Below are 12,231 nucleotides of genomic sequence, written 5' to 3'. Positions count from 1 at the left end.
GGGTTACCCGACCTCGGCGAGGGCCGCGGCCAGGGACGTGGTTGAACGTGCAGGGATATACGGGACGGTGACGGTCTGCCCGCCCCAGGACCGCACGAGTGCGGATTCGGGGAGCTGGGCGGCGGAGTAGTCGCCGCCCTTGACCCAGATGTCGGGACGCAGGGTCGCGAGCGCCCCTTCCGGCGTGTCCTCGCCGAAGACGAATACGGCGTCGACGCATTCGAGCGCGGAGAGCAGTTCTGCCCGGTCCTCCTCGCCCATGATGGGGCGCTGCGGGCCTTTCAGCCGGCGGACCGAGTCATCCGAGTTCAGGCAGACGATCAGGCAGTCCCCCAGCCGCCGCGCGGCAGAGAGCGTGCGCGCATGGCCGGCGTGCAGCAGGTCGAAGCATCCCCCTGTTGCCACCACCGTGCCGCCGGCCTCCCGGGTTTCACGGACAACGCGGAGCGCATCGACAGCGCGGCCGTGCAGCTGCGTCGGTTCCGGATCCTCCCCGAGGGCTGACACCCCGCCCCGGCCGAGGAACCCGGCCGCTTGCTGGACGGCCGAGTGGGTTGCCTCTTCCAAACCCGCGCCCGCGCCGAGTGCGAGCGCAAGCGCCGAACAGAAACGGTCACCGGCGCCACAGGGGTCCGTCGCGACGATCGCGGGAGCCGGAACCAGGTGCGGCAACTCGGCGCCCTCACCCTGACGGTGGACCAGGGCGCCCCGCTCCCCCAGAGTCACGATGACCGCCCTGCTCTTCCACCTCCGCTCCAGCAAGGCGGCGGCGTCCGCTGCCGCACGCACGACGTCGGTCCTGCCACCCGGCGATGCTCCGACCGCCTTCAACGCCTCGCTGAGGTTGGGGGTCACGGCGGCCACTCCCGGCACGGGGTCCGGCCCTGACGGGTGGGGATCCCAGACAACCGGGATGCGACCGGCGACCCGCCCCAGCACCTCCCGCAGTTGGTCGTTCACGGCAAGCCCCCGCCCGTAGTCGGAGACCAGCACGACGTCGGCCGTCTCCACCGCACGCAGCATGTCCCCTGTCACCGGCGGCACCGGCGCTTCCCCGCATCCTTCGTCGAACCGCACAACCGGGTGACTCCCAGCCCGGATCCGCGTCTTGACCGGAGTCGGCGCACCGGAGGGGCCGGTCACGAGCGTTATGCCGGCGAGCTCTTCGCGCAGGGTGGAAGCGGCGTCGTCGTCGGAGAGCACAGTGACGAGTTCAAGCGCTGTTCCCTGCCCACGCTCCTGCACATCCTGCTGCAGCATGCGTGCAACCAGGCCGGCACCACCGGCGCGGCGCTTCGCGGCAGCCACGTCGACCACGGGGACGGGCGCGTCGGGGCTCAGTCGGCTGGCTTCCCCGGACAGGTCGACGTCGAGGAGAACGTCGCCCACTACGACAATCTTCATGATCCCGCCTCCGTCGCCCGGCAGCGTGCTACTTCAGCGTCGAATGCCCGGCAGATCGCGTGGAGGGCAATGAGGTGGCCCTCCTGCGCGTTGGCCGACCGGGCGTTCACGGCCACATGGTCATCGCAAAGCGCGGTGAGCGGGTTCGGGCCGGGGCCTGTGAGAGCCCAGCTCGTGACACCGATCGTGCGTGCGGCTTCGGCGGCGCGCAGGAGATTCGGGCTGCTGCCGCTGGTGCTCAGCAGCAGCAGGATGTCTCCCTCCCGGCCGTGGCCCTGCACCTGACGGGCGAACATGTTCTCGTATCCATAGTCATTGGCGATCGCCGTCACAGACGAGGACTCAGCGTGCAGGGAGATCGCGGAGAATGCTTCACGGTCTCCGTCGAACCTGCCCACCAGCTCCGCCGTAAGGTGCTGGGCTTCAGCGGCCGAGCCTCCATTGCCCGCGGCGAGCAGTCGCTGACCCGCCATAAGGCGTTCGGCGAGGTCCACACCCCATTCGGCAAGGTGGGCGGCAGAAGCCATGAGGGACTCAACTGCGGGGAGTACCTGCTCCAGGTGTCCTATTACCGCATCGAGGGCCCCGGATCCGGCTGCGTCGGGCGGCGCCGAAGGGGGATGCGGCGGAACTGCGATCAGCGGCTGCCTGCGCCCGGCCCGGACGGTGGCAAGGTGTTCAGCGCTCATCGTGCGCTCCTTCCTGTGCTTTGCAGATGTGAACTGGACGGCAGAGTTGCAGCCTGGGCCAACCGGGAAGCGCTGCGGCCGGACCGCGGGCTCCCGCCAGCCTGGTTGAGGGTGAGCTGGTAGGCCTTTTCGGTGTCAGCAGCGATGCGGTCCCAGGAGTAGCGGGCGTGGACCCGCGCCAGTCCCGCCTTCCCAAGCTCCTTTGCAGCCTCGGGGTTTTCAATGACCTGGCGGACGGCATCGGCGAGCGCACCCGCATCCCGCGGCGGCACGTGGAGTCCCGTCTGCCCGTCGACGACGGTGTCGATGAGGCCTCCCACGGCAGCGGCGATCACCGGAACACCGCAGGCCATAGCTTCGAGCGGGACAATCCCGAACGGCTCGTACCAGGGTGCACAGACCACGGCGTCAGCGCTGCGAAGCAGCTCCGGCATCCGTTCGCGGGGCACCTGGCCCTCCAGAATTACCCGATCCGCGACGCCCAGTTCCGTTGCCAGTGCCATCAACCGCCTGGCTTCCGGATCTTCTTCGAGGCGCTTGGCGTCACCTCCGCCGCCCGCGATGACCAGTTCGACGTCGAACACTCCGCTGTCCGCGAGTATCCGTAGGGCGCGGATCACCAGGTCCACGCCCTTGCGGGGAACCAAACGTCCGACGGTCATGATCCGATGTGCCCGGTGACGTGGTGCAACAGGACCGTTTGCGCCGAACAGCGTGAGGTCCACCCCGCATGGCGCCACCGATACCCGGGTACCCTCGACGCCCATCGCCTTCAGCTCGAACACCTCATCCGAACAGGTCGCGATCACGCGGTCCACCTGCCGGCCCACGGACGGTTCCAACCAGGCGCGCTCCGGCGGACTGGTGTCCTCCTTGCCCTGATGCCGCCGCTTGACGGTCCCCAGCGCGTGGAAGGTCTGAACCACCGGGACGGCGTAGCCCGAGTCTTCCCGCCGGGCCGCATCGAGTGCCGCAAGTCCCGACATCCAGAAGTGGCCGTGCACGAGGTCCGGCGGGCGGGAGCCCCAGTCCGCCGCAATACCGTCGGCGAGCGCCCGCATGTAAGGCAGCAGCTCGTCCTTGGAAATGGCGGCGGGCGGGCCGGCGTCAACGTGGACAACCTCGAGACCGGGCGCCGCCTGCACCCGTTCGGGCAGGTCCGTGCTGTCCCGCCGGGTATAGACGGTGATGCTGTGTCCGCGCCGGGCGAGCGCCAGCGACAGCGCAGCGACGTGCACATTCTGTCCTCCGGCGTCCACTCCGCCGAGCGCGGCGAGCGGGCTCGCATGCTCCGACACCATGGAAATCCTCATTGTGGTCTCCTCTCAGAAACTGCAAGGACGCGCATACGCTCCGTGGCCCGGCCCAGAACCTCGTCCCACGCTTGAAGGAACCCCGGTAGTCCGTAGCGCTCGAGCACTACCTGCCGCGCCACCTCTCCACGCGCGCGGGCCACCTCCGGATCCTCGACCAGCAACCGGACCGCGGCGCAGAGTTCGTCGACGTCGGTGGAAATGGCGCCTGCCTCCGGCGGCACCGCGCGCGACGCTTCAGTGGTGGCCAGCACAACCACGGGCATCGCCAGATGCATGGCCTCCAGCAGCGCCAGTCCCAGCGAAGTCCACCGCAGCGGGTGGATGTACAGCCGGCGACGGGCGAGCTCCGCGTGAAGCGTCGGCGTCGGGAGGTCACCGCATACGGTGAGCTCGTCGGCTCCCAAACCGAGTGCGTTGGGCAGATCCGCGGTTCCCATGCCGAAGATGTCGAGGGGAGCAACCCGCGTGAACCGTGCAAGGAGATCGGTTCCGGTCACCCGTCCGCGCCGCACCGGCTCGTTGACCACCACCGCGGCGTGCGCAATCTCGCCGGTGTAGAGCGGGCCCGGGTCCACGATGCCGTGTTCCACGACCATGGTGGGCGCCATGCCGTTGTCCCAGAAGAGCTGGTTGAAGTGGGTGACATGAACGATGGGGATTTCGCTCTGCCCAGCCAGCGGATGCAGCGTTGTCAGGATGTCGCCCTTGGGGGTGTTGTGCTCGAGGAAGACCGCCGGAATGTCGCGGCCGGGCCGGCGGCCGAGCAGCCGCTCCACCTCCTCGAGCTCTCCAAGCCGCTGCAGGACGACGACGTCGGGGTTCCACTCGCGCAGGTCCTCCGGCGCCACTTCGCGGACGGAGGCGGGCCAGTCCCGGCCTGCCCGGCCCAGCCCCCACGGGCCGCCCTCCGGCGTGGTGGGCAACAGGTATTCGTGTGGTCCGCGCACAAAGGCATCGGTCCACCCGCCGTGCACGTGCCAGAGCAGTATTCTCATGCGTTCCTCGTTTCTCTCCTGCTGGCCAGGGACGGGACACCCGAGGTCAGCCGCAGCACGGCGGCGAAGACCTCCTCGGGGCTTACGTTGGCGAGGCAGGGGTGCCCGGGAACGGGACATTCGCGGGCCCGGGTCAACCTGCAGGGCGCGTTCTGCTCCCCGAGCAGCTCGACCGGCACACGGTACGGCGCCCACCGGACCGCCGGCACCACGGGCGAGAACAGGCTGACCACCGGTGTGCCCACCGCTGCAGCCAGATGCGCCGGGCCGGTATTTCCGACGACGACGGCGTCAGCTCCGGCGAGTACGCCGGCCATGGTGGGAAGGTCGGTCTGCCCGCCGAGGTTGATGCCGTCAGGACCGGCCACAGTGGCCGTCAGTTCACGCTCGCTGTTTCCTCCGGTCACTACCACGCGGTACCCGCCGCCCGTGAGCAATTCGGCGAGCGCAGCATGATGCAGGGGCGGCCAGGCACGGGCAGGGACCGCGGCACCAGGGTGCAGAACGATGTATGGCTCGGCACCCACCAGCTGTGTCACGTCGGGGATATCGCATACGCGGAGCCGGCCGTCGTCGTCGTCGGGCAGGTGATGACCGGCGGCAGCGGCAATCCGCAGCGCACGCTCAGCCTCCGGCTGGTCCTCGGGAAAATCCTCGCCGGGTTTCAACCGGACATCGAGCAGGCTGCCCGCATAGTCGACGGAGGCGCCGGTGATGTGCCGGACACCGGCCAGCCGCAGCAGCAACGCCAGCGGCAGCGGCGACTGGTGAAACGAGGTCAGGATGACGGCCTCGGTGACACCCGCAGCTCTTACGTCGTCCTTCAGGGTCGACAGGTGCTGCTCGGTGACGCCCGGCGCCGGCGCTGTGATCCATGGACAGTCCCAGACGATCACGTCGGACACTCCCGGGAGCATCCTCGCCCCAGGCGCCCCCTGGGGGCCGCACAACATGACGACGCCGGCGGGATGGCTTGCTGCTACCGCCCGGACAGCCGGTCCGGACAGGAGCACGTCGCCCACGCTGTCCAGACGGGCCACGAGGATGCGGCCCGTCATGTGGCCCCCCGGAGCAGTGCGACTGCTTCAGCAAGGCTGTGCGCAACGAGCGGTGCGGCGTCGATCTCTTCCTGCCGGGTGACCGGTGTGGGAACCAGAACACCTGTTGCTCCGGCAGCGGCAGCTGCCTCAACGTCGGAGCCGATGTCCCCGATGAAGGCGACCTCGGACGGGTGCAGGCCAAGCTTCCCGCACGCTCGCAGAATCATGCCGGGTGCGGGCTTGCGGCAGCTGCAGCCGTCGTCGGGCCCATGTGGGCAGATTTCCCAAAGGTCGAACGGACCGAGGACGTTTTCGACGCGCTGATTCACCGCCTCCACCTGGGCGGCGGTGAGCAGCCCCCGCGCGATTCCCGACTGGTTGGTGAGCACGCCCAGCGACACGCCCGCAGCACGAAGGGTGTTGAGCACTTCTTCCGCGCCGGGCATGGCCACAACGCGGTCCGGGTCGCCGTTATACGGCACGTCCACCACGATGGTGCCGTCTCTGTCGAGGAGAACGGCTTTGGGCTCGCTTCTCATACAGGCACTGTTCCCTGCGAAGAGGGAACCTAAACACTTCTCAGCGGAGAAGTTCGCTTGAGGTTCCCGGTTCACGCTTCCGCCCCGCGCGGCCAATGCCTTCTGGCAGGATATTCCCATGTTGCCTGACACCGCCGTGGAAGCGCTCGAGCCGGACGGACGCCCCGAGGTACTGGCGCTTCGCGCACTGAAACTGGGCGACCTGCTGGTTGCGGTGCCTGCGCTGCGGGGATTGCGCCGCGCGTTCCCGGAGCACCGCATCCTGTATGCCGCCCAGTCCTGGCTGGAGCCGATTGTCCGGCTGACCGGAGCTGTGGACGCGCTGCTGCCCACCTCCGGGCTTGATGAGCCGCTGGCCCTGCGCCCGGGCAGGGTCGACGTCGCCGTGAACCTGCATGGGAACGGTCCGGAAAGCCGCGGCAGGCTTGAAGCGCTGGATGCTGCCCGTCGGATCGGGCACCGCGCTCCGGGCTGGTTCGGGCCGGACTGGGAAGACGGAGTGCATGAAAGATACCGGTGGGCCCGCCTCGTCACGGAGCACGGCATCGAGGCGGATCCACTGGATTACCGCCTGTTACAGCCGCCGGTCGCGAGCCCGGCGGCGGGCGCCGTCGTGATTCATGTGGGCGCCGCCTACGGAAGCCGTCTCTGGCCGGTCAAGCGGTTCGCGGAGGTCGCCCGTGCGCTCTCGTCCGCGGGGCATCGGGTGCTGCTGACCGGCAGTGCGGGCGAACGGGCCCGTGCCGAAGCCGTCGCTCAGACTGCCGGGCTTCCCGGCGAGAATGTTGTGGCCGGACGGCTCGGGCTGCTCGAGTTCGCGGCCCTGGTTTCCTCCGCTGCGCTTGTTATCTCGGCCGATACGGGTGCCGCACACCTTGCCTCGGCATATGCCCGGCCGTCCGTGGTGCTGTTCGGGCCCGCTCCCGTATCCGAATGGGGGCCGCCTCCCGGGCCGCACCTTGTGCTCACGGACGAGTCCGTGCGCCGCGGTGAAACCTTCGCGAGCGACCCTGATCCGGCAATTCTTGCGGTGACACCTGAGGACGTACTGCGCGCGGCTGCGGAGCTGGGCATTCCCCGGTAGGACATTCAGGCGATGCGGGCCATCTTGTCCGTTGCGGCCATCCGAATCGCACCCGCTGCTTCCGCGCCCCGAGCACCGCCCTCATCAAGAAGTCGTTTCTGCAGTTTCACCAGTGTTCGGGACAGCAGACGCGAGACCTGCATCTGGGTCATCCCCAGCCGACGGGCGATCCGGTCCTGGGACTCCTCGTGGAAGTACCGCCGGTACAGCAGTTCCTTCTCCGGCGTCGAGAGCTCACGGACAGCGGCACGCAGGGTAAGCACGTCATCGCTGCGGGCATACTGGTCATCGTCAGCGGGCAGGATCTCCGCCCATACCTGTCCCTCCGCAGAAGTGTCGAGCGATTCGGGGCGTTGGCTTCCGCGACAGCTCAAAGCTTCACCCACAATCGCCGGATCCTTCTCAAGATGCTCGGACAATTCCCTCAGGGACGGCTCGCGACCCAGGCGTTGCGCAAGCTCCGATTCCGCCTTCACGGCCGCTGACTTCAGGTCCTGGAGTTCGCGAGGCGGCCGGACCATCCAGCAGCAGTCCCGCAGATACCGCTTCACTTCGCCCCTGATTGTTGGAACGGCGTAGGCAGCGAAGTCGATACCGAGTCCCGGGTCGAAGCGTCTTGCCGCCTTCATCAGGCCCTCATAGGCAACCTGACGGACATCAGCAGCATCCTTGGCGAACGGGGAATATCCCCTCGCGATTCCCTCAGCGATATGGAGGTGTTCCAGCGCGATTTCTTCCTGCATCGCCGCCTGTAGCCTGCCCTGGCACCGCGATTTCGTTGGGACATCGCGGGTGTTGATACTCCGTGTACGGGCGGCAGCGCGCATACTTTCACCTCTTGAAGAAGACGTGGGGCGGTTCTCTTCAGAAGAACATAAGCATGCTGTTAGGGCAACGCGTTTATCGGATTGTTATCCAAGAAATCTTCTAATCGTTTCTCGGCTAAGGTATTGACTACTTCTCTTCGACACTCTATGGGTGCCGCTCCGCAACGTACTTCTCAAGGTTCTCGAGGGTGCGCTCAATGGACGCTGGATGTTTCCTCGTGAACCCGAGGAGCTTCAGAACCGCCCTGCCGGGCACACCGCGCGCGTCCCATTCCTCTATGACAAGCGTGCCGCCGTCGTGCTCCCGCAGGGTGTAGCGCCAGATATGGCGGGCGAAGTGGCGCCACGCGATCCGCTTTCCCTCTTCGAACTCGACGACGGTGTTGAGTATCTTGTAGGGCGCCCCGATTCTCATGTCCATCCCGAAGCGGGCGCCGGCGGAGAGCCGCTGCGGCCCGTTTGGCTGCTCGCCCGTAACCGTCCCTGAACCGTCGATGACGCTGTGCAGTGCCGGCGTGACGAGCACGTCGAAAATCGCGGAGGGAGGGGCGGGGATGAACCGCTCGCGGCGGATCAGGTACGGGTTAGCCATGCCATCATTGTCCCTGCTGCGACCGCCCCTGCTGCGCCGGCTCAGCGATTCGTCTCGACTGACTCGGGAGGAATACCCGCCTCACGCTCTACCCGGGTGTCCCGTTCGATGACGGTGGACAGCGCCTTCTCATGGACGAACGCGAGCAGAATTGCTGCAATCACGCCAAGCGGAGCCATGTAGAGGAACAGCGGCGTGAGGGCGTCGTTGTAGGACTGGATGATGGGTGACTGCAGAGCTTCCGGCAACGCGCTGACCAGTTCCGGGGTGAGCGAATTCGCGCCTCCCTCAAGTGCCGACCCGCCCGCAGGCAGCCGCTCCCTCAGCAACTCCGCCACCCGCGCAGTGAAGAGGCTGCCGACAACTGCCGATCCAAGAGTTGCACCGATCTGCCGGAAATAGTTGTTGGAGGCCGTCGCCGTGCCGACCACGCGGTTCGGGAAAGTGTTCTGGACGATCAGCACCAGGATCTGCATGCTCAGGCCCAGCCCGGCACCCATGATTGCGATGAAGACGCAGATCTGCCAGACCGGCGTCGTCGGTGAAATGGTTGAAAGCAGCAACAGCGCCACTGTGACGCCGACGGAGCCCACGATCGGCATCCACTTGTAGCGGCCGGTTCTGCTGACCAGAAACCCCGAGCCGGTGGAGGTCACGATCAGCGCGCCCATCATGGGGATCATGAGCAGTCCGGCGTTGGTGGCGCTCGCACCCGTCACCATCTGCAGGTAAGTAGGCAGGTAGCCGATGGCACCGAACATGGTCACGCCGATCAGCAGTCCGCCCGCGGTGGTGAGGACAAAGTTGCGTTCACGGAACAGGTTCATCGGCAGGATCGGCTCCTTTGCGCGCCGCTCCACCGCGACGAACAGCACTGCCGTCACGACGGCGAGAACAATCAGCCCGAGGATCGGCGCCGACAACCACGGATACTCCGTGCCGCCCCACGTACCGACCAGAACCAGTGACGTCGTCGCAATGGCAAGCAGCACCATGCCGGCGGCGTCGACGTGCGGGTGCGCCCGCTCACGCGCCGGAAGGTGGAGGAAGAAGAAGACCACGAGCACCGCCGCAAGACCCAGGGGCATGTTGATCCAGAACATCCAGCGCCAGCCTGGACCCTCCGTGAACCAGCCGCCCAGCAACGGGCCCGCCACCGAGGCGAAGGCAAACACGCCGCCCATGGCGCCCATGTACTTGCCCCGCTCCCGGGCAGGAACGACGTCCGCAATGATGGCCTGGGAGAGAATCATCAGCCCGCCGCCACCCAGGCCCTGAACCGCGCGTCCGGCGATCAGCCACTCCATATTCGGTGCGAGGCCGCCGACAATCGATCCCGCCATGAAGATGGCAATCGCGAGCAGCAGTAGGTTTTTCCGGCCGAGCAGGTCTCCGAGCTTGCCGTAAATGGGCATCACGATAGTCGCTGCGAGGATGTACGCGGTAATGACCCAGAGCATCTGATCGACGCCGTTGAGCTCACCGACGATCGTGGGCAGTGCCGTGCTGAGAATCATCTGGTTCAGGGCTGCAAGGAGCATCGAAAGCATCAGGCCGACAAACAGGAGCAGCAAACCTGTTTCCTTGCGTGGGACGGTGCTGGTCATCGGATCTCCTCCAAAACCTCTCGGAGCAGCACAGTGGCGCCGTCGAGTGCGGAAAACTGGTTTTCAATCTTGGGCGTATCCGCTGACTGCTGGAACGCGTACCGGGTCGGCGCTCCGGCCACGAGGACGATCATGCGCGCAACATCTTCGGCGGAATAGCGGCTCAGCGCGGCCTGCCATCGTCCGGAGCCGATCAGCGCGGCGGCCACCACCTCGCGCACCAGTTGCTCCACGCGAAGAAAATAGGCGTACCGGCGCTGGCGCAGGACCGGATACGCGGTGAGCACTTCGGTGCGCCGGCTGGCGTCCTGCTCCCCGCCCTCTGCGGAATGCACGCCGGCGATCAACAGCCGCGATACCTGTTGGATGAGGTCGTGTTCCGGAGAGAACTGTTCAAGCAGTCCCTCATCGATGCTCGGTTCCTGCAGCCCGAGGATCGCGTCTTCCTTGGTGCTGAAGTAGTTGAAGAACGTTCGCGGGGAGACATTCGCCTCGGCGGCAATCCGCTCGACCGTGACAGCCTCCGGACCCTTCTCCAGCGTGAGGCGCGTGGCGGCGTCGTGCAGGGCTGCCCAGGTCTCGGTGCGCTTGCGTTCCCGTAGGGAAATTAGTTGACTCACCAAACTATTCTGCCAGTTTCACCGGACTTGCACAACTGCAATCTTGCAGGGGTGCAAGTCCCGTTTCCAGGAGGCGCTTGACTGTGACCCGAACCACATCTACGCTGGTGCAACAGGGTTGCACTGAATGCAACCCAGACATGACTCCCCATATTGCTTCCAACTCCCCACATTTCAAAGGAGAAATCATGACCCTGAGCCCGTCTGTCATCAATGTCGCGGACCTCGATCGCCTGAAGGTCCTGCACAATGGCACCAAGCAGGCCCTGACGTTCTCGGACGCCGAGTTCGAACGCCGCCTTGCCGGACTGCGCCGGATCATGGCGGCTAAGGAGCTCGACGCCGTCATCCTCACGAGCTATCACGGCATCAAGTACTACTCGGACTTCCTCTACACGACGTTCGGCCGTAATTACGCTCTGGTTGTCACCGCCGATGCCTCGGTCACGGTCACCGCCAATATCGACGCCGGTATGCCGTGGCGCACCAGCTATGGCGAGAACATCGTCTACACCGACTGGAAGCGCGACAACTTCTACTTCGGACTGCAGGAGGCACTTCGCCAGCGTGGCGTCACGGCCCGTCGACTCGGAGTCGAGGATGACGCCCTGCCGACGATGACCCGCGAACGCATCCAGGCGGCATTCGACGGTGCGGAACTGCTCGACGTGTCCCAGGACGCCATGCGCCAGCGCATGATCAAGTCCGCGGAAGAAATCGAGGTCATCAGGCACGGGGCCCGGATCGGCGATCTGGGCGGCGAGGCGATCAAGGCTGCCATCCGGGAGGGCATCTCCGAGTACGAGGTCGCGCTCATCGGTACCGAGGCCATGGTGCACGAAATCGCCCGCACCTTCCCCCACCGGGAGGTACGCGACACCTGGGTGTGGTTCCAGTCCGGCATCAACACGGACGGCGCCCACAACTGGGCCACCACGCGCGAGCTGCAGCGCGGTGACATCTTGTCGCTCAACTGCTTCCCGATGACCAGCGGCTACTACACCGCCCTGGAGCGCACACTGTTCCTCGGCCAGCCGGACGAGCGCAGCCTGGAGCTGTGGAACATCAACGTCGAGGTGCACCGGCGGGGACTCGAACTCATCAAACCCGGCGCTGTCTGCAAGGACATTGCCGCCGAGCTGAATGAGATCTACATCGGGCATGGCCTGCTCGCCAACCGCACCTTCGGCTACGGCCACTCCTTCGGCGTCCTCTCCCACTACTACGGACGCGAGGCAGGCCTCGAACTGCGCGAAGACATCGATACCGTTCTCGAACCCGGCATGGTTGTGTCCATGGAGCCCATGATCACCGTGGCCGATGGTCAGCCCGGCGCCGGCGGCTACCGCGAGCACGACATCCTCGTTATCGGGGAAGACGGGGCCGAGAACATCACCGGCTTCCCCTTCGGGCCCGAGCACAACATCATCGAGGCCTGAGCAAGCAGGTACGACGGCGGCGCCCGCATCCGGCGCAAGCGCCGCCGTCGTTCTTTTCAGATTTTGCCCACTAGCAGGA

12 protein-coding genes are annotated in these 12,231 nt (G+C 66.4%); 2 read left to right on the top strand and 10 right to left on the bottom strand.

The window, feature by feature from the left end; translation table 11 throughout:
* Window positions 1-3: 3 nt before the first annotated feature.
* The 6 genes from AC4D2M_RS12195 to AC4D2M_RS12170 are packed head-to-tail and all read right to left on the bottom strand — an operon-like array spanning window position 4 to window position 5,983.
* Window positions 4-1,404, bottom strand: coding sequence for a PfkB family carbohydrate kinase (locus AC4D2M_RS12195; RefSeq protein WP_490892150.1), 1,401 nt, complete (start codon window positions 1,402-1,404; stop codon window positions 4-6).
* Entirely contained in the window at window positions 1,401-2,093 is a 693-nt protein-coding gene (locus AC4D2M_RS12190; protein WP_490892149.1) for a D-sedoheptulose-7-phosphate isomerase, read from the bottom strand. Before AC4D2M_RS12190 ends, AC4D2M_RS12195 begins: the two co-directional genes overlap by 4 nt.
* A complete protein-coding gene (locus tag AC4D2M_RS12185) occupies window positions 2,090-3,406 on the bottom strand; it encodes a glycosyltransferase (protein ID WP_490892148.1) in 1,317 nt (438 codons plus the stop codon). Before AC4D2M_RS12185 ends, AC4D2M_RS12190 begins: the two co-directional genes overlap by 4 nt.
* Window positions 3,403-4,404 (bottom strand): glycosyltransferase, encoded by a 1,002-nt coding sequence (locus tag AC4D2M_RS12180; RefSeq protein WP_490892147.1) that lies wholly within the window; start codon window positions 4,402-4,404, stop codon window positions 3,403-3,405. The genes AC4D2M_RS12185 and AC4D2M_RS12180 overlap by 4 nt, the downstream gene beginning before the upstream one ends.
* On the bottom strand, window positions 4,401-5,462 hold the full coding sequence (locus tag AC4D2M_RS12175; RefSeq protein WP_490892146.1) for a glycosyltransferase family 9 protein: 1,062 nt from the start codon (window positions 5,460-5,462) through the stop codon (window positions 4,401-4,403). The genes AC4D2M_RS12180 and AC4D2M_RS12175 overlap by 4 nt, the downstream gene beginning before the upstream one ends.
* Window positions 5,459-5,983, bottom strand: a complete 525-nt coding sequence (locus AC4D2M_RS12170) for a D-glycero-alpha-D-manno-heptose-1,7-bisphosphate 7-phosphatase (protein ID WP_490892145.1) — start codon at window positions 5,981-5,983, stop codon at window positions 5,459-5,461. The genes AC4D2M_RS12175 and AC4D2M_RS12170 overlap by 4 nt, the downstream gene beginning before the upstream one ends.
* 118 nt (window positions 5,984-6,101) lie before the next feature.
* Here AC4D2M_RS12170 and AC4D2M_RS12165 point away from each other — a divergent pair, with 118 nt between their 5' ends.
* Window positions 6,102-7,067, top strand: a complete 966-nt coding sequence (locus AC4D2M_RS12165; protein WP_490892144.1) for a glycosyltransferase family 9 protein — start codon at window positions 6,102-6,104, stop codon at window positions 7,065-7,067.
* Window positions 7,068-7,072: 5 nt separating this feature from the next.
* Here the strand turns inward: AC4D2M_RS12165 and AC4D2M_RS12160 are convergent, their stop codons facing one another.
* From AC4D2M_RS12160 to AC4D2M_RS12145, 4 genes are all read right to left on the bottom strand, one after another.
* Window positions 7,073-7,810 (bottom strand): sigma-70 family RNA polymerase sigma factor, encoded by a 738-nt coding sequence (locus AC4D2M_RS12160; protein WP_490892143.1) that lies wholly within the window; start codon window positions 7,808-7,810, stop codon window positions 7,073-7,075.
* Window positions 7,811-8,039: 229 nt separating this feature from the next.
* Window positions 8,040-8,486 (bottom strand): SRPBCC family protein, encoded by a 447-nt coding sequence (locus tag AC4D2M_RS12155; protein WP_490892142.1) that lies wholly within the window; start codon window positions 8,484-8,486, stop codon window positions 8,040-8,042.
* A gap of 41 nt (window positions 8,487-8,527) precedes the next feature.
* On the bottom strand, window positions 8,528-10,093 hold the full coding sequence (locus tag AC4D2M_RS12150; protein WP_490892141.1) for an MDR family MFS transporter: 1,566 nt from the start codon (window positions 10,091-10,093) through the stop codon (window positions 8,528-8,530).
* Window positions 10,090-10,713, bottom strand: a complete 624-nt coding sequence (locus AC4D2M_RS12145; protein WP_490892140.1) for a TetR/AcrR family transcriptional regulator — start codon at window positions 10,711-10,713, stop codon at window positions 10,090-10,092. The genes AC4D2M_RS12150 and AC4D2M_RS12145 overlap by 4 nt, the downstream gene beginning before the upstream one ends.
* 188 nt (window positions 10,714-10,901) lie before the next feature.
* Between AC4D2M_RS12145 and AC4D2M_RS12140 the strand changes: the two genes are divergently transcribed.
* Window positions 10,902-12,152, top strand: a complete 1,251-nt coding sequence (locus tag AC4D2M_RS12140; RefSeq protein ID WP_490892139.1) for a M24 family metallopeptidase — start codon at window positions 10,902-10,904, stop codon at window positions 12,150-12,152.
* Window positions 12,153-12,231: the final 79 nt, after the last annotated feature.

The sequence above is a fragment of the Arthrobacter sp. TJ-270 genome (assembly GCF_058269075.1).
Note: the sequence above shows the minus strand (reverse complement) of the source record. Positions and strands in the feature narration are given on the sequence as shown.

Coding starts and splice junctions, on each gene's coding strand:
- AC4D2M_RS12195 (WP_490892150.1), bottom strand. CDS start 1,404: ATGAAGATTGTCGTAGTGGGCGACGTTCTCCTCGACGTCGACCTGTCC.
- AC4D2M_RS12190 (WP_490892149.1), bottom strand. CDS start 2,093: ATGAGCGCTGAACACCTTGCCACCGTCCGGGCCGGGCGCAGGCAGCCG.
- AC4D2M_RS12185 (WP_490892148.1), bottom strand. CDS start 3,406: ATGAGGATTTCCATGGTGTCGGAGCATGCGAGCCCGCTCGCCGCGCTC.
- AC4D2M_RS12180 (WP_490892147.1), bottom strand. CDS start 4,404: ATGAGAATACTGCTCTGGCACGTGCACGGCGGGTGGACCGATGCCTTT.
- AC4D2M_RS12175 (WP_490892146.1), bottom strand. CDS start 5,462: ATGACGGGCCGCATCCTCGTGGCCCGTCTGGACAGCGTGGGCGACGTG.
- AC4D2M_RS12170 (WP_490892145.1), bottom strand. CDS start 5,983: ATGAGAAGCGAGCCCAAAGCCGTTCTCCTCGACAGAGACGGCACCATC.
- AC4D2M_RS12165 (WP_490892144.1), top strand. CDS start 6,102: ATGTTGCCTGACACCGCCGTGGAAGCGCTCGAGCCGGACGGACGCCCC.
- AC4D2M_RS12160 (WP_490892143.1), bottom strand. CDS start 7,810: ATGCAGGAAGAAATCGCGCTGGAACACCTCCATATCGCTGAGGGAATC.
- AC4D2M_RS12155 (WP_490892142.1), bottom strand. CDS start 8,486: ATGGCTAACCCGTACCTGATCCGCCGCGAGCGGTTCATCCCCGCCCCT.
- AC4D2M_RS12150 (WP_490892141.1), bottom strand. CDS start 10,093: ATGACCAGCACCGTCCCACGCAAGGAAACAGGTTTGCTGCTCCTGTTT.
- AC4D2M_RS12140 (WP_490892139.1), top strand. CDS start 10,902: ATGACCCTGAGCCCGTCTGTCATCAATGTCGCGGACCTCGATCGCCTG.